This window comes from Actinotalea caeni (assembly GCF_009733795.1).
Taxonomy (GTDB): Bacteria; Actinomycetota; Actinomycetes; order Actinomycetales; family Beutenbergiaceae; genus Pseudactinotalea; species Pseudactinotalea caeni.
Map to the genome: position 1 here is coordinate 1 of NZ_WNXX01000029.1, position 18969 is coordinate 18969.

14 protein-coding genes are annotated in these 18969 nt (G+C 73.3%); 7 read left to right on the forward strand and 7 right to left on the reverse strand.

Annotated features, from left to right (window positions below):
* From GPA02_RS16895 to GPA02_RS16910, 4 genes are all read left to right on the forward strand, one after another.
* Positions 1–1107 (forward strand): glycosyltransferase (locus tag GPA02_RS16895; RefSeq protein WP_156201618.1); only part of this gene is annotated, 1107 nt, incomplete at its 5' end.
* Positions 1104–2273: a glycosyltransferase gene (locus tag GPA02_RS16900; RefSeq protein WP_156201619.1), complete on the forward strand. Its 1170-nt coding sequence runs from the start codon at positions 1104–1106 to the stop codon at positions 2271–2273. The genes GPA02_RS16895 and GPA02_RS16900, both read left to right, overlap by 4 nt.
* 9 nt (positions 2274–2282) lie before the next feature.
* On the forward strand, positions 2283–3065 hold the full coding sequence (locus GPA02_RS16905; RefSeq protein WP_204986664.1) for a glycosyltransferase family 2 protein: 783 nt from the start codon (positions 2283–2285) through the stop codon (positions 3063–3065).
* A 110-nt stretch (positions 3066–3175) separates the two neighbouring features.
* Positions 3176–5038, forward strand: a complete 1863-nt coding sequence (locus tag GPA02_RS16910; protein ID WP_162457807.1) for a SpoIID/LytB domain-containing protein — start codon at positions 3176–3178, stop codon at positions 5036–5038.
* Here the strand turns inward: GPA02_RS16910 and GPA02_RS16915 are convergent.
* The 5 genes from GPA02_RS16915 to GPA02_RS16935 all read right to left on the reverse strand — a co-directional run bounded on the left by GPA02_RS16915 (position 5007) and on the right by GPA02_RS16935 (position 10936).
* Entirely contained in the window at positions 5007–6107 is a 1101-nt protein-coding gene (locus tag GPA02_RS16915; RefSeq protein WP_156201621.1) for a glycosyltransferase, read from the reverse strand. The genes GPA02_RS16910 and GPA02_RS16915 overlap by 32 nt on opposite strands.
* 7 nt (positions 6108–6114) lie before the next feature.
* On the reverse strand, positions 6115–6975 hold the full coding sequence (locus GPA02_RS16920; RefSeq protein ID WP_156201622.1) for an ABC transporter ATP-binding protein: 861 nt from the start codon (positions 6973–6975) through the stop codon (positions 6115–6117).
* Complete coding sequence (locus GPA02_RS16925) at positions 6962–7849, reverse strand: ABC transporter permease (RefSeq protein WP_156201623.1); 888 nt, start codon at positions 7847–7849, stop codon at positions 6962–6964. The genes GPA02_RS16920 and GPA02_RS16925 overlap by 14 nt, the downstream gene beginning before the upstream one ends.
* Complete coding sequence (locus GPA02_RS16930; protein ID WP_156201624.1) at positions 7846–9105, reverse strand: nucleotide sugar dehydrogenase; 1260 nt, start codon at positions 9103–9105, stop codon at positions 7846–7848. The genes GPA02_RS16925 and GPA02_RS16930 overlap by 4 nt, the downstream gene beginning before the upstream one ends.
* Positions 9106–9178: 73 nt before the next feature.
* Positions 9179–10936: a glycosyltransferase family 4 protein gene (locus GPA02_RS16935; protein WP_156201625.1), complete on the reverse strand. Its 1758-nt coding sequence runs from the start codon at positions 10934–10936 to the stop codon at positions 9179–9181.
* A gap of 47 nt (positions 10937–10983) precedes the next feature.
* Here GPA02_RS16935 and wecB point away from each other — a divergent pair, with 47 nt between their 5' ends.
* The 3 genes from wecB to GPA02_RS16950 are packed head-to-tail and all read left to right on the forward strand — an operon-like array spanning position 10984 to position 15918.
* Positions 10984–12108 (forward strand): non-hydrolyzing UDP-N-acetylglucosamine 2-epimerase, encoded by a 1125-nt coding sequence (gene wecB, locus GPA02_RS16940; RefSeq protein ID WP_240134111.1) that lies wholly within the window; start codon positions 10984–10986, stop codon positions 12106–12108.
* Positions 12109–12110: 2 nt separating this feature from the next.
* The gene (locus GPA02_RS16945; protein WP_156201626.1) at positions 12111–13700 is read left to right on the forward strand and encodes a glycosyltransferase family 2 protein; all 1590 of its coding nucleotides are present in this window, start codon (positions 12111–12113) and stop codon (positions 13698–13700) included.
* The gene (locus GPA02_RS16950; RefSeq protein WP_156201627.1) at positions 13687–15918 is read left to right on the forward strand and encodes an acyltransferase family protein; all 2232 of its coding nucleotides are present in this window, start codon (positions 13687–13689) and stop codon (positions 15916–15918) included. Before GPA02_RS16945 ends, GPA02_RS16950 begins: the two co-directional genes overlap by 14 nt.
* Here the strand turns inward: GPA02_RS16950 and GPA02_RS16955 are convergent.
* Positions 15885–17219, reverse strand: coding sequence for a glycosyltransferase family 2 protein (locus GPA02_RS16955; protein WP_156201628.1), 1335 nt, complete (start codon positions 17217–17219; stop codon positions 15885–15887). The genes GPA02_RS16950 and GPA02_RS16955 overlap by 34 nt on opposite strands.
* On the reverse strand, positions 17219–18901 hold the full coding sequence (locus tag GPA02_RS16960) for a glycosyltransferase family 4 protein (protein WP_162457808.1): 1683 nt from the start codon (positions 18899–18901) through the stop codon (positions 17219–17221). Before GPA02_RS16960 ends, GPA02_RS16955 begins: the two co-directional genes overlap by 1 nt.
* Positions 18902–18969: the final 68 nt, after the last annotated feature.

The following is an 18969-nucleotide window of genomic DNA, read 5'->3' on the forward strand; positions in this document are numbered from 1 at the left end:
GCCGCCCGCGCCGAGGCCGTGCGGGACGCGCCTGCCGCGCCGCCGCCGCGCGGCGAGCCGGCCGCGGACGTCGGCACACCGTCCGTGACCCCCGCCCCCGCGCGCCGCTCGGTGCGGTCGCTCGTGGCCGACGCATGGATGCGGCTGTACCAGTCGGCCCGGCTCGTGTGGTTCTGGGCGGGCGCGGTGCGACGGCTGCGGCAGTGGCGGCCGGACGTCGTCCACGCCAACGACGGCAACACGCTCGCGCCCGCGATGCTCGTCCGCGCGAGCGTCGGTGCGCGCATCGTCTACGACGCCCACGAGCTGTGGACCCGCCGCAACGTGCGCGGCGACCGGCTGCTGGCGCCGCTGGTCGAGGCCGTGACCGAGTGGCTCGGCGTGCGGGCCAGCGCGGGCGTGATCACCGTGTCGCCGTCGATCGTCACCTGGATGCGCCGGCGCTTCCGGCTGCGCACGCCGCCGACGCTGGTGCGCAACATCCCGCACCGCCGCGGGGCGGTGCCCGTGCCCGCCGACGGTCGGCTGCGCGAGCTCGCCGGGCTGCCGGCGCACGCTCGCGTGATCGCGTACGCCGGTGGCGTCACCACCGGGCGCGGTCTCGAGGAGACCGTCGACGCCCTCACCGAGCTCGACGACGACACCCACCTCGTCATGCTCGGCTACGGCGACGCGGGGTACGTCGAGGGTCTGCTGGCCCGGGCGGCGGCTGCGGGCGTCGGCGACCGCGTGCACCTGGTGGGCCCGGTGCCCGGGCCCGAGGTGCCCAGGACGCTGGCCGACGCCGACGCCTCGGTCGTCTACGTGCGCCCGATCTGCCTCTCCTACCGCTACTCGCTGCCGAACAAGCTGTTCGAGTCGATCCACGCCGGGCTCCCGGTCGTGGCCGCCGACCTGCCGGACACCGCCGCCGTCGTGCGCGAGCACGGCATCGGCGAGGTCTTCGGGGCGGGACGGCCCGACCAGCTCGCGGCCGCCGTCGAGCGGGTGCTGGCCGACGAGGGCCGCTACCGGGCCGCGTCGCGCGCGGCCGCGGAGGAGCTCGACTGGAGCCACGAGGCGGCCGAGCTCGTGGCGCTCTACGCACGGGTGCTGGACGCGCCGTGACGCGCCCGTCGGTGCTGGTGATCAGCTACTCGCCGCTGTACCGGGACGCCCGGGTGCTGCGGCAGCTGCGGCTGCTCACGCCGCTCTACGACGTCACGACCGTGGGCTACGGCGAGGCGCCGGAGGGGGTCGTGGCGCACGTGCGCATCCCCGACGAGATCGTCTACTGGCACAAGGACCGGCGGCTGCTGCTGGCACGGGCGTACCAGCGCACCTACGACACGATGCCGGTGCAGCGGTGGCTGCGGGAGCGGCTGCCGGTCGGCGAGCACGACGTCGTGCTCGCCAACGACGCCGACACGGTGCCGCTGGCGGTCGGGCTGCGGCCGCGCCGCGGCGTGCACGCCGACCTGCACGAGTACGCGCCGCGCCAGAACGAGGAGAGCCTGCCGTGGCGGCTGGTCGTGGCGCCGTACTACCGGTGGCTGGTGCGCACGTGGGTGACGCGCGTCGACTCCGTGACCACGGTCTCGCCCGGCCTCGCGGAGGCGTACCGGCGCGAGTTCGGCGTCGAGACGGGGCTGGTGATGAACGCGCCGCCGCTCGCCGACCTGGCGCCCGGCCCGGTCGCCGACCCGGTGCGGCTGGTCCACGCGGGCAACGGCGTGCCCGAGCGTCTGGAGACGATGCTGGCCGCCATGGAGCTGGTGCGCTCCGGCGCCACCCTCGACCTCTACCTCATCGACCAGGGCACCGGCTACGTGCCGTCGCTGCGCGAGCGCTTCGCGGGCAGCGACCGGGTGCGCGTCCACGACCCGGTGGCCACCGACGAGGTGGTCGCGACGCTGCACGGCTACGACGTCGGCGTGTACGTGCTGCCGCCGATCTCCTTCAACTTCGCCCACGCGCTGCCCAACAAGCTGTTCGACTTCGTGCAGGCCCGGCTCGGCGTCGTCGTCGGGCCGAGCCCGGACATGGCGGCCGTCGTGCGCGAGCACGGCCTCGGCGTCGTCACGCCCGACTTTACCCCCGCGGCCTTCGCATCCGCGGTCGACGCGCTCACGGTCGAGGGCGTCACGGGCATGAAGGCCGCGGCCGACGCCGCCGCCCGGGTCCTGTGCGCGGAGCGGCAGGTCGGCGCGTGGCGCGAGGCGGTCGAGGCGATCCTGGGCGGACCGCCGTCGCGGCGCTGGCCCGCACGCGGTCCGACCCGTGAGGTCTCCTAGACTCGCCGGGTGTCGTCCACTCCCCTGGTCTCGGTGATCATGCCGGTGCACAACGCGGCCGGCACGCTCGGTCAGGCGCTGCGCTCCGCGCAGGCGCAGACGCACACCGAGTGGGAGCTGCTCGCCGTCGACGACGCCTCGGACGACGAGTCGTGGGACCTGCTGGCCGTCGCGGCTGCCGCGGACGAGCGGGTCGTGCCGATCCGTTCGACGGAGCCGCTCGGGGCCGCGGTGGCGCGCAACCGTGCGATCGAGCGTGCACGCGGCAGCTGGGTGGCGTTCCTCGACAGCGACGACCTCTGGCTGCCGGGCAAGCTCGAGCGGCAGCTGGCCTTCGGCGCCGAGACCGGTGCCCCGCTGACCTACAGCTGGTACTACAAGGTCGCTGCCGACTTCGCGGGCGACGCCGTCGACTTCCAGCCGAACGACCGGGTGATCCGCGCGCCGGAGGAGCTCACGTACCGGCGGATGTTGCGCGCCAACTACATCGGGTGCCTCACCGCGATGTACGACCGCGACCGGCTCGGCGCCCGGCTGATGCCGGAGCTGCGCAAGCGCCACGACTACGCGCTGTGGCTGTCGATCCTGCGCGACGGACACGTCGCGCGCGGTCTGCCAGAGCCGCTCGCGCTGTACCGCGCGGCGCGGCCGGGAGCGCTGTCGGAGAAGAAGCTCGACCTCGTCCGGCACAACTGGCAGCTCTACCGCGAGGTCGAGCGGCTCTCGGTCCCGCGCTCGGCGCTGTCGCTCGCGACCGCGACCCTGAGGTCGGTGCGCAACGGACGTCGTTGACGGCTTACATCGCGACCGCGCCTGCCGATATGTCACTAGCGTCACGCGTATCACACGCGTCACGCACCTGCACTAGCATCGCACCACGATCCCGACCTCGGAGGCGCACGATGACCCGCCGCCTGCTGTCACGCCTCGGCGCGGCGCTGTCCGTCCTGGCCCTTGCCCTGACCCTGCTGCTCGCGCCCACGGCCACGGACGACGCCCACGCCGCCGCGGGCGACGTGCTGCAGCTGTCGAGCACGGCCTACGCCACCCGTGGCGAGAAGACGACGCTCGTCATCACGTGGGTGCACCAGGGCAAGCCTGTGAGCGGGTACGTCAACCTGCAGCGGCAGCGCAACGGCGTGTGGGAGCACGTCCGCAAGATCGAGGTGGTCGACGGGCGGGCGACGACGGTCATCACCCCCGGCGCGACGAACAGCTACCGGCTGCGCACGAGCGCGGTCACCAGCCCCGGCGGGGTGCCGCAGGCGCACCCGGACGGCACGAGCAACACCGTCAAGGTGACGGTCGTCAGCAGTGCGAAGGAGTCGGCGGCCCCGGACCTGCTGGCACCGCCGGTCGCGATCGCCGGCTCGAGCGTGCCGTTCACGATCTCGTGGACGGTCGGCGGCCAGCGGGCGAGCGGCAAGGTGAACCTGCAGCGCCGCGACGGCAACAGCTGGGTGCACGTCAAGCAGGTGACGGTGACCAACGGCCGCGGCGAGATCGCGATCAAGGTCGACAAGACCGCCCAGTACCGGTTGCGGGTGTCGACGGTGACGTCGCACTCCGGTGTCGTCACCAAGGACCCCTACGGCACGAGCGGCACGCTGCGCGTGGTCGCCACGAGCGCCACGCCCTCGACGTTCCGCGTCCAGGGCGCCGGGTGGGGCCACGGCGTGGGCCTGTCCCAGTACGGCGCGTACGGCATGGCTCTCGACGGCAGCTCGGCGCGCCAGATCATCCAGCACTACTACTCCGGTGCCGACGTCGCCTACCGCGACACCAGCGCCGAGGTGCGGGTGCAGGTGCTGGCGGGCGCGTCCTCGACGACCCTGCGCACCTCCGGCGGGCAGTCCCGGATCCGGCTCGGCGGCTCGATCGTGGCGACGCTGCCGGCGGGCACCAGCATCACGGTCACGCCGGTGAGCAGCGGGCTGCAGGTGCAGGCCAACGGCCAGACCTGGCGCACGGCGTCCACGTCCAACCGTGTCCACGTGGAGTGGGCGGCCACCCGGTACTTCCAGCCGGGGTCCACGATCTCGGTGAACACCAGCGTCAGCGGCGCCCAGGGCGTCTACCGCCACGGCCGGCTGGAGCTGATGTCGATCAACGGCCGCGTCAACGCCGTCAACGTGGTCCGCGTGACCGACGAGTACATGTACGGGATCGCCGAGATGCCGTCCTCGTGGTCGGCCGCGGCGCTGCAGGCGCAGGCGATCGCCGCACGCAGCTACGCGATGGCCACCAAGCCGGCGTCCCCGCGCACGGCGTGCGACTGCCACCTCTACGACGACACCCGGTCGCAGAACTACACCGGGTGGCTGAAGGAGAACGAGCGCACCTACGGCGTGCGCTGGCGCGACGCCGTCGACGCGACGATCAACAGCAGCGGCCTGGGCGGCGTGGTCGTCAGCGGCAGCTCGATCGTGCAGGCGTACTACTTCTCCTCCTCGGGCGGCCGGACCCAGAACTCCGAGGACGTCTGGACGGCCGCACTCCCCTATCTGCGCAGCGTCGACGACCGCTGGAGCCTGCACAGCCGGAACCCGAACTCGAGCTGGACGGCGAACGTCAGCCAGTCCGCGATGCGCTCGGCCTTCGGGCTGCCCGACGTCGCCCGCGTGGTCGTCAGCAGCCGCTCGGACGGCAACGCCGCGCAGCGCGTGACGGCCTACAGCTCCGACGGCCGGACGGCGACCATCACGGGCGAGCAGCTCCGCAGCCGGCTCGGGCTCAAGTCGACCTGGATCTCGTCGATCTCCTGACGGCGTCGCTGAGCGCCTCGACGAAGGTGCGCGCGTCCGCTCGCCAGCTGAGGTGTTGGCTCGCGTAGCGGTAGCCGCTGGCCCCCAGCTCCTCGCGCCAGGCCCGGTCGGTCGCGAGGCGGGTGACGGCGTCGGCGGCGGCCTGCACGTCGCCGAACGGGACGACGACGCCGCTGCCCGACCGCTCGACGAGCGCCTTCGCGGCTGCGTTCGGCGTCGAGACGACCGGGACGCCGTGGGCCATGTACTCCATGACCTTCGTCGGCTCCGACACCGCGTAGTTGGGCTGGTCGTGCAGCAGCGACAGCCCGGCGAGCGCGCCGTCGAGCCGTGCGAGCGCGACGTCGTTGGGCACGAAGCCCTCCCAGTCGAGGTCGCCGCGCGCCGCGGCCTCCCGCAGCATCTCCGCGCAGTCGGCGTCGGCCGGGCCGATGACCTGCACCCGCACGTCGGTCAGCCGCTGGGCGAGCGCCACCATCTCGGCGCACCCGCGCGCGGTCGTGACCTTGCCGAGGTAGACCACGCGGTCGGCTCCCGGGGGCGGGGGCGGCTCCTCGGGGACCATCACCGAGTTCGGGACCACGACGTGCGGGCGCCGGAAACGCGCCTGGTAGGCCCGCTCCGCCAGCAGCAGCACCAGCCGGCGCTCGGCCCACCGCTCGGCGAGGCGGACGGCGGCCACCAGCAGCCGGCGGGCCGGGCGCGGCACCCACGGCCGCATGCCGAGGGCCGCCGCGGTGTCCTCGTGCACGTCCCACACCACCACCGGCCGGCGTCGCAACCCCGCCACCGCCAGCAGCAGGTCCGGGTCGTGCAGCAGCACCAGGTCGACGTCGTCGCGCATCTCCCGGATGCGCCGTCGCGCGGCACGCACCGCTCCCAGCCGTCGCCTGCCTGCGGCGCGCGGCAGGTCCACCGGGGTCACCCCGTGCGGCGGGCGCCTGTCGAACGCCGTGAACGGCGCGGCGTAGACGACCTCGTGACCGGCCGCGAGCAGCGCGGGGATCTGGCGGTGACGGATGCGCGCGTCCTCGGGGTCGTGGACCACCGTGACGACGAGCACTCTCACGAGCCGCTCAACCCTTCTTGGTCGCCTTGCGGTACTCCGCCGTGATCTCGCGGGCCGGGCCGTCGGCGACGACCTGCCCCTGCTCGATCCAGATCGCGCGGTCGCACATCCGCTCGATCGACCTCATCGAGTGGCTCACGAGGAAGACCGTGCCCGCGTGCCCGCGGATCTCCTCGATCTTCTTCGCGCTGCGCTCGCGGAACTCGGCGTCGCCCGTCGCGAGCGCCTCGTCGATCATGAGGACGTCCGGCACCGCGGCGGTGGAGATCGCGAACCGCAGCCGTGCGGCCATGCCCGAGCTGTACGCCTTCATCGGCAGGTCGATGAAGTCCCCGATGCCGGCGAACTCGACGATGTCGTCGAACCGCTCCCGCACCTGCGCCGGCGTCAGCCCGAGCGCGAGCCCGCCGATCATGACGTTGCGCTCGCCGGTGAGCGAGCTGACGAGCGCGGCGTTGACGCCCAGCAGCGAGCTGGTCCCCGCCACGTAGACGGCCCCCGAGCTCGTCGGCATCAGACCCGCGATGGCGCGCAGCAGGGTGCTCTTGCCGGCACCGTTGCGCCCGATGATCCCGATCGACTCGCCGTGGTGGGCGACGAACGACACGCCGCGCACCGCGTGCACCTCGGTCACCGCGCCGACGTGACGGCGGCTGCGGTTGAACATCGCGCGGATGCGGCCCATCTCCGGGCCGGACACGCGCTTGCGGCCACCGAAGACCCGGTAGCGCACGTGGACGTCGTCGACGACGACCGACGGGGTCCGCTCCGCGTCGGCGTCCTGCTTCGCACGCTCGGGCGCGCCGTCGTCGAGGTCGTCGTCGTCCTCGAAGTCGATCTCCTCGAAGGCGTCGTCAGTCGCGGCCATACTTCTCCTCCGCGCTCCAGAAGACGACGAAGCCCACGAGGAAGAGCACCACCGCCCACGCGAGGCCCGTCAGCCACATCGTCGGGTCGACGGCCACGTCCTGCAGCAGCACCGACCGCATCAGCGTCAGGTAGACCGCCACCGGCTGGTACTCGAGCACGAAGCCCCACTCGAACCGGCCGGCGTAGGCCTCGATCGAGAAGAACACACCCGAGACGTAGCGCAGCAGCCGGATCGCCACCGGGATGAGGTTCCGCAGGTCGCGTGCGGCGACCACGACGCGCGCAGCGATCATTGCGCACCCTGCGCTGAACAGCAGGATGAGGACGAGCGCGACCGGCAGCAGCAGCCACGTCACCGTGATCGGCTCACCGGTGAGGAGGACGATCACGATCATGACGCCGATCGCCGGCAGCAGCGTGAGCATCTCGGACAGCGCGACCGACAGCGGCAGCACCGCGCGCGGGAAGTCGAGCGCACGCACCATCGTGATGTTCGAGGTGACGGCGGTCGAGCCGGCGGTCATCGAGGCGGCGATCGCCATGAAGATGAAGACGCCGATCGTGAGGAAGCCCGGGTAGTTGGTCGTCCCCGCCCGGGTGTCGAGGAGCAGCCCGAACACCAGGTAGTAGACGGCCGCCAGCGTGAGCGGGCTCAGCACCGACCACAGCTGGCCGAGGTAGTTGTTCTGGTTGCGGCTGTAGCTGCGCGAGGTCGACAGCACCCAGAGGAAGTGACGCCGCGCCCACAGCGTGCGCACGTACTCCGGCAGGCCAGGCCGGCTGCCGACCTTCTTCAGCCCGCTGCGCGCGGCGAGCTGGGCGAGCTCCGACGGCCCGCCGGCGGCGGTGCCGCCGCGCTCCGCCGAGGTCACAGCCGATGCGCTCCGGGAGCGGTCACGACGCCCTTCGTGTCGAAGAAGCGCTTGGCGGAGGCCGCGAGGGCGTCCACGTCGTAGGTCTTGTGGTTCTGGACCAGGAGCGTGAGGTCGGCCGAGGCGAGCGCCTCGTCGAGGTCGGTCACGCTCGTGAGCTCGGTGCCGTTGACGTCCCAGGTGGCGACGTTCGGGTCGTGGTAGCGGACCTCGGCGCCCATCCGCATGAGCTGCTTGGCCAGCGGCACCGCGGGCGACTCGCGCTGGTCGGCGATGTCGGGCTTGTAGGTGACGCCGAGCATGAGGATGGTCGAGCCGCGCATCGCGATCGAGTCCTCGTTGAGGATGTCCTGCGCGCGCCGGGCCACGTACGCCGGCATCGTCGCGTTGATCTCCTGCGCGAGCTCGACGAACCGGAACGGGTAGCCCAGCCGGGCGCGGACGTTGTAGCTCAGGTAGTTCGGGTCGATCGGGATGCAGTGGCCGCCGACGCCCGGGCCCGGGTAGAACGCCTGGAAGCCGAACGGCTTCGTCTTCGCCATCTCGATGACGTTCCACAGGTCGATGCCGAGCTCGTGGCAGAACCGGGCCATCTCGTTGACGAGGGCGATGTTGATGTGCCGGTAGGTGTTCTCCAGCAGCTTCGCGGTCTCGGCCTCCCGGGTGCCCTTGGCGGGCACCACGGTGTCGACGAAGCGGCCGTAGAAGGCGGCCGCGCGGTCGGTGCACTCCGGGGTGAGGCCACCCACGACCTTCGGCGTGTTCTTCATGCCGTAGACGGGGTTGCCCGGGTCGATGCGCTCCGGGGAGAAGGCCAGCGCGAAGTCGCGGCCGGCCACCAGGCCGCCCTCCTCGAGGATCGGTCGGACGACCTCCTCCGTCGTGCCGGGGTACGTCGTCGACTCCAGGACGACGAGCATGCCGGGGTGCAGCTGGCGCGCGATCGTGCGCGTCGCCGAGATCACGGGGCGGAGATCGGGACCGCCGTCCTCGGCGAGCGGCGTCGGCACGCAGATGACGGCGGCGTCGGCCTCGGCGATCGCGGACTCGTCGGTCGTGGCCCGGAAGCCGTGGCGCAACAGCTCGGCGATGTCGTCGTCGGAGAGGTCGTCGACGTGCGAGCGACCCTCGTTGAGGCCGTTGACGACCGCGTCGTTGATGTCGAAGCCGATCACCGACAGTCCGGCCCGGGCTGCTTCCTGCGCCAGGGGCAGGCCGACGTAGCCCAGCCCGAGCACGACAACGTCTGCCGTCACGTTCACTCCTCAGTACGGATCCATGGCCTGCCACAGCATACGGGCCGAGCGGCCGCGAGAACCGAGGGCTGGGTCACACGTCGTGCAGCGCCCGGTACAGGCCCCGGTACCGCTGCGCCGCGTGCGCCCAGGTGCGCTCGGCGAGCACGATCTCGCGTGCACGGCGCCCGTACCTCCGCCGCCGGTCGGGGTCCCGCACGAGACCCGCGAGTGCCGCGGCGAGGGCCTCCGGGTCTCCTGGTCGCGCGAGCGCGCCGGTCTCGCCGTCGCGGACGATCTCGCGCAGCGGCGGGAGGTCCGACCCCACCACGGGGCGGCCGCTGGCCATCGCCTCGAGCGGCTTCAGCGGCGGGACGAGCGCGGTGACGGGGAGGTCGAGGCGCGGCACGGCGAAGACGTCGAGGGCCGCGTGGTAGCGGTGCACGTCGGCGAACGGGACCCGGCCGGGCAGGACGGCGACGCCGTCGCCCAGCGTGCGGGCGCGATCCCGCAGCCGCGACGCGGCAGGGCCCGACCCGACGACGAGCAGGCGCACGGGGTCGCCCTCGGCCCGGAGCAGACCGATCGCGTCGACCAGCACGTCGAGACCCTCGTAGTCGTTGAGCGTGGAGATCGTGCCGACGAGCACGTCGTCGCGGCCGATCCCCAGCTGCTCCCGCAGCGCCGTGGGGTCCGGGGGCTCCTGGAGGAAGCGGTCGTCGACGGCGTTGGGCACGAGCAGGACGCGCGCCGGGTCGACGCCGCGGTCGAGCACCTCCTGCCGCAGCACCTCCGAGATGACGACGACCGCGTCGGCGCTGCGCATCACCTCGGTCTCGCTCGCGCGGGTGAGGTGGTAGCGGTCGGCGTCGGCGTCACCGCCGCGCGAGCGCCAGGTCTCCTCGAGCATGCCGCGGACCTCGTAGACGACCGGCACGCCGGCGCGGTCCCTCGCCGCGAGCGCGGCGCGGCCGTTGAGGTAGTTGCTGTGCGCGTGCAGCACGCCGGCACCCACGCGCTCCGCGAGCCGCGCCCGGTGGTCGGCGTCGGCGCGGGCCAGCGCGGCGACGTCGAGCGGCAGCCCGAGCGGCAGGGTGCGCAGGTATGGGACGCCGTCGACGGTCACCTCCGCGCGGGCGCGCACGTGCCCGTCGACGACCGGGAACCCGGCCCTGGGCGCCACCCGGGCGTCCACGCCCTGGGCGCGCAGCGCTCGCAGGATGCCCTGCGTGCGGGTCGTGTAGCCCGCCTGGGTCTCCGGCAGCGCGTTGGTCACCAGGTGCAGCACCACCGGGTCCTCGCCGGGTCCGGGCGAGAGGGTGGCCGGCCCCGTGCCCAGCGGCAGCGGCGCGCGACCGGTCGGGCGGAGCAGCTCGAGCTCGGCGGCGAGGCGGCGGCGCAGCCGTCGTGCGCGCCGGTCGCGGTCCGGGGCGACCGCGCTCTCCGCCTCCGCGAGGCGGCCCAGGGTCCGCAGGCACAGAGCGCGTGCGTACCGGTCGGCGGCGTCGCCGGTGCCGGTCGACTCGAGCACCGCGGCCGCCGCGGCCATGTCGTGCAGCGCGTAGGTCGCCGCTGCCGCACCGACCCGCCCGAGAGGCGTGCGCGCGAGCGTGTCGACGGCGCGACGGGCCTCCTCGCGCCGCCCTGCGGCCGCGAGCGCCAGCGGCTCCCAGCCGGTGCCCCGCAGCCAGCGCGACGCCACCCGCGGCAGCGCGCCGGGCGCGGCGCGCAGCACCCGGCTGACGGCGACCGCCGGGTGGTCGTCGAGGTGCCGGAGCACCGTGGTGGCGGCGAGCGCCGCTAGTGCGAACGGGGTGCCCTGCAGAGCGGTCCGGAGCCGATCTGGGGACACACGTCACACTCCTGCTCAGGGGGGAACGGCGGGGTCAGTATGGCATCATGGCCGCGCTCGACTCCCCGGCCCGGAGGGACCTTCTCATGCACGGCCCCGTGCTTCACGTGACCGGTGCGCGCCCGAACTTCCCGAAGGCGGCACCGGTGATCCGTGGCCTCGACGCCCTCGGTGTCGACCAGGTCCTCGTGCACACCGGGCAGCACTACGACGACCGCATGTCCGAGGTCTTCTTCCGCGAGCTGGACCTGCCGCGGCCGGACCTGAACCTGGGTGTCGGGTCGGCGTCGCACGCGGCCCAGACCGCCCGGCTGATGGTCGAGCTCGAGACGGTGCTGCTGGACCGCGCGCCCTCGCTCGTCGTCGTCTACGGGGACGTCAACTCGACCGCGGCGGCCGCGATGGTCGCGGCGAAGCTGCAGCAGCCGCTCGCGCACGTGGAGGCGGGGCTGCGCAGCTTCGACCTGTCGATGCCCGAGGAGATCAACCGGATGGTGACCGACCGGCTGTCGGCGCTCCTGCTGTGCACCAGCGCCGACGCGATCGCTCACCTCGCGCGCGAGGGCGCCGACCCGGCGAGCATCCACCTCGTCGGCAACCCGATGATCGACACCCTGCTGGCCTCGATGGACCGGTTCGACGTCGAGCGCGCCCGTCGCGAGCACGCGCTCGAGGGCCGCTACGCCGTCGCGACGCTGCACCGGCCCGGCAACGTGGACAACCCCGAGGACATCGCGGCGCTCGTCGCCGCCATGCACTCGGTCGCCGACCAGGTGCCGGTCGTGCTGCCGCTGCACCCGCGCGGGCGGGGGCGCCTGCGCGAGGGCGGCCTGTTCGACCACCCGGGCATGCGGATCGTCGACCCGCTCGGGTACCTCGACTTCATGGGCCTCGTGCGCGGGGCCGACCTCGTCGTCACCGACTCCGGCGGTGTGCAGGAGGAGACGACGGTGCTCGGCGTGCCGTGCCTGACGCTGCGCCCCAACACCGAGCGCCCCGTCACGATCACCCACGGGACCAACCGCCTCGTCACGCGCGAGAACCTCGCGGCGGCGACGGCGGAGACGCTCGCGGCCGGCCGGCCCGAGACCTGGGACGTGCCGCCGCTGTGGGACGGGCGCGCCGGTGAGCGCATCGCCTCGGTGATCGCCGGGTTCCTCGAGGAGCACTGAGCGTGGCACGCGCGCTGCGCCTGCTGCGTGCGTCCGCCGGACTGGTCGTGCACCCGACTCGCCTGCGGCGCTGGCGAGCGCACCTCTCGCGCGCCTGGCACCAGCCCGGCGGCGGCGGGTCGGCACGCCCGGCGCGCACGCCGGGCCCACGGCCGCGCGAGGTGCGAGTGCTCGTGCACGCCGACGAACGGCTCGTCGCGCTGCTGCGCCCGGAGTGGCGTCAGGTGACGTGGGACGGCGCAGCAGTGCCGCCCGACGTCGAGCTGGTGGTGCTCGGCTGGCCGCTCCCGGGCACGGCCGGTGACGCCGACGCCATCGCCACCGCGGCGGCGCGGTCCGGGCGCCCGCTGCTCGTGTGGGACACCGCCGACCCCGGTGCCCCCACGTGCCCGGTCGCCGACCGCGCCGGCCTGGTCCGTGTCGCGGTGCCGGAGCGGGTGAGCGACTACGACCACCCGGACGTCGCGGTGCTCTCCCCCGGTGTGCAGCCGCGCGAGCACAACCCTGTGCGGACCGGTCGCCGCGTGCCTCTCGCGCGCCTCGGCGGCGCCGACCCGGTCTTCGAGGAGGCCGGCGACCTCGGTCCGGAGGCACGCCGCGACCGCGCGCACGACGTCGTCGTCCAGCGCGGCACGACCGCGCGCCCCGACCGTGTGCTGGAGCTGCTCGCCGAGGGCACGGTGGTCATGACGTCCGACCCCGCCCTGGCGCAGACGGCCGCCGCGGTGCAGGTCGTCGACCGGGAGACGGCGCCGCTGGCGCTCGCCGCGCTCGCGCGTCATCCCGAGCTGCGCCGCCGGGCGGCCCTGGCCGGGGTCCGCGAGGCACTCGCCCGGCACTCGACGACCGCCGCCGTCGACGAGGTGCTCGCGGCGACCGGCGTCGCTGCTCGCCGTCGGGCCCGTCCGGTCACCGCGATCGTCCCGACGATGCGACCGGGTCAGATCGACCACGTGCTGGCGACGCTCGCGCGTCAGCGGCACGAGCAGGTGCAGCTGGTGCTGATCACGCACGGCTTCGAGGCCGACCCGGGCACGGCCGACCGTGCCCGCGAGGCGGGTCTGGCCGACGTGCGGCTGCTTCCGGCCGACGCCGATCTCACGCTCGGTGCCCTCATGAACCTCGGGGTCGAGGCTGCCGACGGCGAGTACGTGGCGAAGATGGACGACGACAACCATTACGGGCCCCACTACCTCGGAGACCTCTTGGCCACGTTCGACTTCTCCGGCGCGCACGTCGCCGGCAAGTGGGCGCACCTGACGCACCTGCGGTCGACGGGAGCCACGTTCCTGCGGTTCCCCGAGGCCGAGAACACCTACACCCGACTGGTGCAGGGCGGCACGATGGTCATGCCGCGCGCCGTCGCCGCCGAGCTCCGTTTCGAGGACGTTCCCCGCCGCGTGGACACGACCTTCCTCGAGAAGGTGGCCGCGGCCGGTGGGCGGGTCTACTCCGCGGACCGGTACAACTTCGTGTCCGTGCGCGGCGCCAGCGTCGACGGGCACACCTGGAAGATCAGCGACACCGAGCTGCTGGCCAAGCCGTCGTCCGACCTCTTCTACGGGGAGCCGTGGGCCCATGCAGACGTCTGAGACCACCGCGCTGCCGACGCGCGCGCGCCGGCGCAGGGCGACCCCCGAGAAGTCGATCGGTCCGGGGTTCCGGCCCGACATCGAGGGGCTGCGGGCGGTCGCGATCGGCCTGGTGCTGCTCTACCACGGTGGTGTCGACCAGCTGACCGGCGGTTTCGTCGGCGTCGACGTGTTCTTCGTGATCTCCGGCTTCCTCATCACCGGTCTGCTCATCCGCGAGCTCGAGAAGAGCGGGCGGATCTCCTTGCCGCGGTTCTACGCCCGCCGGGCGAAGCGGCTGCTGCCCGCCACCGCGCTGGTGCTGGTCGTCACCGCGGTGCTGACGTGGCTGACCGTCAGCGTGATCGAGTGGCGTACCTTCGGCCTGGACATCGTCTCCGCGGCGGCCTATGTCGTGAACTGGCGCCTCGCCGCGCGGTCGGTCGACTACCTCGCCGAGGACGTCGGTGTCTCGCCCGTGCAGCACTTCTGGTCGCTGGCGGTCGAGGAGCAGTTCTACATCGTCTGGCCGCTGCTGCTCGTGGTCATCGCCTGGTGGGTGCGCCGTCGTGCCACCGCCCGGCTGCGTGCGGTCATGACCGCCGGCATCCTGCTCATCGCCGTCCCCTCCTTCGCCTACTCGATCTACCTGACCCAGGCGAACCCCTCGGCCGCGTTCTTCGTGACCCCCACCCGCCTGTGGGAGATGGGCATCGGGGCGTTCGTGGCCATCGGCGCGACCGTCTGGCCCCGGCTGCCGCGCGGCGCCGCAGCCGTGCTCGGCTGGCTCGGGCTGGTCGCCATCGCCGTCAGCGGCCTGGTCTTCTCGTCGAGCTCCGCGTGGCCGGGCTACCTCGCGCTGGTGCCGACGCTGGGGACCGCCGCGGTCATCGTCGCCGGGTTCAGCGCGGGCCGCTGGGGCCCGGCGGTGCTGCTGTCGTGGCGACCCGCGGTCTGGGTCGGCGGCCTGTCGTACTCGCTGTACCTGTGGCATTGGCCCCTCATCATCTGCGCCACCGCGTACTGGGGCGAGCTCGGCACGAAGCGCGGCCTGCTGGTCATGCTCGCCTCGTTCGTGCCCGCCTACCTCAGCTACAAGCTCGTCGAGAACCCGATCCGGTTCGCGCCCGCCCTGTCCCGCTCGAACCGGCTCACGCTGTCGATCGGCGGCAACTGCACCCTGGTCGGCGTCCTCGCCGGCCTCGTGCTCGCCCTCGCCGTGCCCAGCACCTCAGCGGCACCCACCGGCGACGGCGAGGCCGCCGGGGCCGGCGTGGTCCAGCAGGACGGCACCGGCGAGGAGGGCACGTCTGCGCCCGTCGAGGGAGGCGACGGCACGGTCGAGAGCCTCGCTGGGGTCGAGTGGTTCGTGCCGGCCGCCGTCGACGCGACCTCCGACGTGCCGCAGGCCTATGCCAACGATTGCCAGGTGAGCATCGAGTCGGCCACGCCCGTGGCGTGCGAGCACGGCGACCCGACCTCGGACATCGTCGTGGTCGTCGTCGGCGACTCCAAGATCCTGCAGTGGGAGTCGCCGCTGGCCGCGATCGCGGAGTCCGAGGGGTGGCGCATGGTCTTCTACACGAAGTCGGGCTGCCCGTTCGCGGACGCCGCCCGGACGGTCGACGGCAAGATCTACAAGACCTGCGTCCAGTGGAACGACGCCGTCCTCGACGAGATCATCGCCCTCGCACCCGACCTCGTGATCACCTCGCAGCGCGGGACGCAGGGGGTCGTCGACCTCGACGACCCGACCACGCTCGACCGACGCGATGGTCGACGGTCTCGCGACCCGCTGGGAGCAGCTCGAGCAGGCCGGCTCCCGCGTCGCGGTCGTCCTCGACAACCCGGCGCCCGACCACGAGGTGTACGAGTGCGTGGCCGAGCACCCCGAGGACCTGGCCGCGTGCACCTTCTCGCGCGAGCGGGGCGTCAGGTCCAGCTCCGCGGGCGTGCAGCTGGCGGCGGCCGAGCGCGTGCCGGGTGTGACCGCGATCGATCTCACCGACTACATCTGCCCCACCGAGGAGTGCGTCCCGGTCATCGGCAACGTCTTGGTCTACCGGCAGGGGTCGCACATCACCGACACCTACGCCCGCACGCTCGAGGGTGTCCTCCGCGACGAGCTCGTGGCCGTCCTCGACTCCTGAGGAGCGCGGCGCCCGAGCCGGTGCGGACGACCAGCTCGGACCGGCTCGGACTGGCTCAGACCGCCACGTGCTCCCGCGGGTCGCCGTAGAAGAGCAGCCGGCCGGTGCGCGTGAAGAACGTGGCGTCGACGACCTTCCAGGTGTGCCGGGTCGGGTCGGTCTCGCGGATGCTCACGTAGTTGAACCGGTCGGCGGAGAAGACGCGCAGGCCGCTCGCGAGCGACCGGTCGAGGATGTCGCTGTCGACGGCACGCGGGATGTCGCTGAACCGCACCGAGCGCACGGCGTCGGCGGTGAACAGCATCGACCCGCCCTGGATGCGGCGCTCGCTGCGGTTCTCCGCGTCGGGGTAGCGCAGCACGACGGCGCCCGAGGAGCGCAGCCACACGTAGTGGGCCCACTTGCCGACGATCTCGGCGCCGGTGACGACGGCGGCGTCGACGAGGTCGCCGATGAACTCGGCGCCGTAATGGTTGTCGTCGTCCATCTTGGCGACGTACGCACCCGAGGCCGCGTCGACACCCAGGTTCATGCACGCGCCGAGCGTGGCGCTCGCGGGGGCGTGGACGACCCTCAGCCGCGCCACGCCCGCGTCGGCGGCCCGGCGGTCGAGATCCGCCTGGTCGACCTCGAGGCCGTGGAGCACGAGGACGAGCTCGACGGGGTGTCGCTGGCGGCCGATGTTCTCGAGGACGTTGTCGACCTGGTGCGGCCGGTTCGTCGGGATGATCGCGGAGACGGCGAGGTCCTCGCGCGCGCTCGTCAGGAACCGCCGCACCGCGGTACGCCGCAGCCGCAGCGACTCGCGGTCGAACAGCTCGTCCTGCAGCAGCAGAGGCTGCATCTCGTCGCGCAGCGCGACCAGGTCCTCGACGACCGTCACCAGGTCGGCGACGTCGGCCGGCAGCGTCGCCGCAACCGCCGGCGGCGCGACGACGGGCGTGCCGGCCAGCACGGCAGCGAGGACGTCCTCGCGGGTCGCGCCGGGCGCCAGCAGGCGCGCGCGGTAGTGCCCGTTGGCGTGGCTCAGCGCGGGGTCGTCGGCGGCCCACACGTCGAGCTCGCGGAGCAACCCGGCCCGGCGACCCTCGTCGACCCCTTCCTCGGGCAGCGCCCGCCACGCCTCGAGGTCCGTGGCGAGCGCGCGCGGGAAGCGCTCGCACGCCGTCGCGGCGGGTGCGACGTCGAGGTCGGCGAGCAGCTGCGGCCGACCGGTCAGCGCACGAGCCTCGGCGTGGCCGGCGCGGACGCGCTCGCGTCGCTGCTCGGCCTCCGACGGAGCCGCCCGACCGGTGGTGGCGCCGGCACGGACGGCGATCGCAGCGGGCCCGTGGAGCAGCACCTGCGTGGTGACCTGCAGCCGTCGTGCGGCTCGTCGGAGCGGCGACATCACACCACCCCCGACGTCTCGTCGGGTCGCGCCGTGGGCAGCAGGGTCCGGTAGACCTCGTCCACCCGGCGCGCGATGACGCTCCAGTCGGCCTTGTCGAGGACCCACTGACGGGCGCCGGTGCCCAGGCGCTCGCGGAGGTCGGGTCGCGTGATGAGGAGCTCCAGCTTGTCGGCCAGGTCGTCGGCGTCGCCCTTGCGGAACGTCAGACCGGTCTCGCCGTCGTGCACGATCTGCGCGAGGGCGGCGACGTCGGAGACGACGACCGCCTTCGTCATCGCCATCGCCTCGTACGGCTTCATCGGCGAGATGAGCTCGCAGACGTCCAGCGGCAGGCGCGGGAACGGGGTGATGTCCGTGACCGAGAGGTACCGCGGGATCTGGTCGTGCGGGACCCGGCCGGTGAACGTCACGACGTCCGAGAGTCCCAGCTCCTCGACGTCACGACGCAGCGTGCCGTCCTGCTGCCCGTCGCCGACCAGGAGCACCCGGAAGTCGTCCCGTCGCTGCCGCAGCGTGGCCACGGCCCGCACCAGCAGCCGCAGACCCTCGTAGTGCGGGAAGCCACCCAGGTAGCCGATCACGGTCTTGCCGGTGAAGCCCAGCTCCTCGGCCAGCTCCTGGTCACGAGGCGCGGGCGTGAACTCGTCGACGTGCACCCCGTTGGGGACGACCGTCATCTTCTCGCGCGGCACGCCGCGGGCGACCATCTCCTCGGCGAGCGCGTCGGTGATGACCAGGACGTGGTCGGCACGCCGACAGGTCTCGGTCTCGGCCTCGACGAGGAACCGGTAGTCGAGGCTGTCGCGGTAGGAGGCGTGCGCGGCCGTGCGCATCAGGTCCTCGAGCCCGCGCATCTCGTAGACGAAGGGGATGCCGAGCTCGTGGGCGGCCTCGGCGGCGGCGAGGCCGGTCGCGTAGAAGCTGGACGCGTGGATCAGGGCCGCGCGCTGGCGCCGGGCCGCGTCGGCGATCATGCGCGCCGACTGGTCGAGGTAGTCGCGCAGCGGCACCTGCGGGTACTCCCGCTGCCCCGGGACCAGGGCGCGGTGGTAGCGGATGCCGTCGACGACGTCGGTGGGCGGGACCTCACGCGTGTCGTCGGCGGGCCAGCGGTCGTAGGGGAAGCCGAGGCGCGTGATCGCCTCGACGTCCCAGCCGGCGCGCGCGACGGCGCTGATGATGCCATGGGAGCGCGTCGCATAGCCGCCGGCACGGATCGGCAGCGACTGCGAGAGGACGCACAGCACCGACGTCGGGTCGGGCGTGTAGGCGGGCTCGGAGGCGCGCGTCCGCAGGCGCGGGAAGCCGTTCGCCAGGATGTCGAGCCGGTCGCGGCTCCGGTCGCGGACCTCGACGGCCTGGCGGCTGGTCGAGCCGCGCCCGATCATGTCCTCGGCGATGCGCAGAGCGAGCTCGAGGTCACCGACCTTGGCGGCCGCCTTGCTCAGGCGGGCACGCTCGTCGGAGGCGCCGTGCCCGGCCGCAACGACCTGCTTGTCGACCGCCGCGATCTCACGCGGGTCGTGGTAACCCCGCGAGATCCGCCGCAGGTCGGGCAGGTCGTGACGCCGCAGGACCGTCCTGACCAGCCGGCTCCTCATCACGCGACGGCGCACGCGGCCGGCGAGCCGTCGGGCCCGCCTCGCGGTGCCGAGCACCCATGAGTCCTCCGATGTCATCGCTCTCCTGCCACTCCCCCCGGACATGGGCGTCGTCACGCCGCGCGTGGTCCGCTCCCTGCCCGGTC

Coding starts and splice junctions, on each gene's coding strand:
- GPA02_RS16920 (WP_156201622.1), bottom strand. CDS start 6,975: ATGGCCGCGACTGACGACGCCTTCGAGGAGATCGACTTCGAGGACGAC.
- GPA02_RS16950 (WP_156201627.1), top strand. CDS start 13,687: ATGCAGACGTCTGAGACCACCGCGCTGCCGACGCGCGCGCGCCGGCGC.
- GPA02_RS16910 (WP_162457807.1), top strand. CDS start 3,176: ATGACCCGCCGCCTGCTGTCACGCCTCGGCGCGGCGCTGTCCGTCCTG.
- GPA02_RS16960 (WP_162457808.1), bottom strand. CDS start 18,901: ATGACATCGGAGGACTCATGGGTGCTCGGCACCGCGAGGCGGGCCCGA.
- wecB (WP_240134111.1), top strand. CDS start 10,984: ATGGCCGCGCTCGACTCCCCGGCCCGGAGGGACCTTCTCATGCACGGC.
- GPA02_RS16955 (WP_156201628.1), bottom strand. CDS start 17,219: ATGTCGCCGCTCCGACGAGCCGCACGACGGCTGCAGGTCACCACGCAG.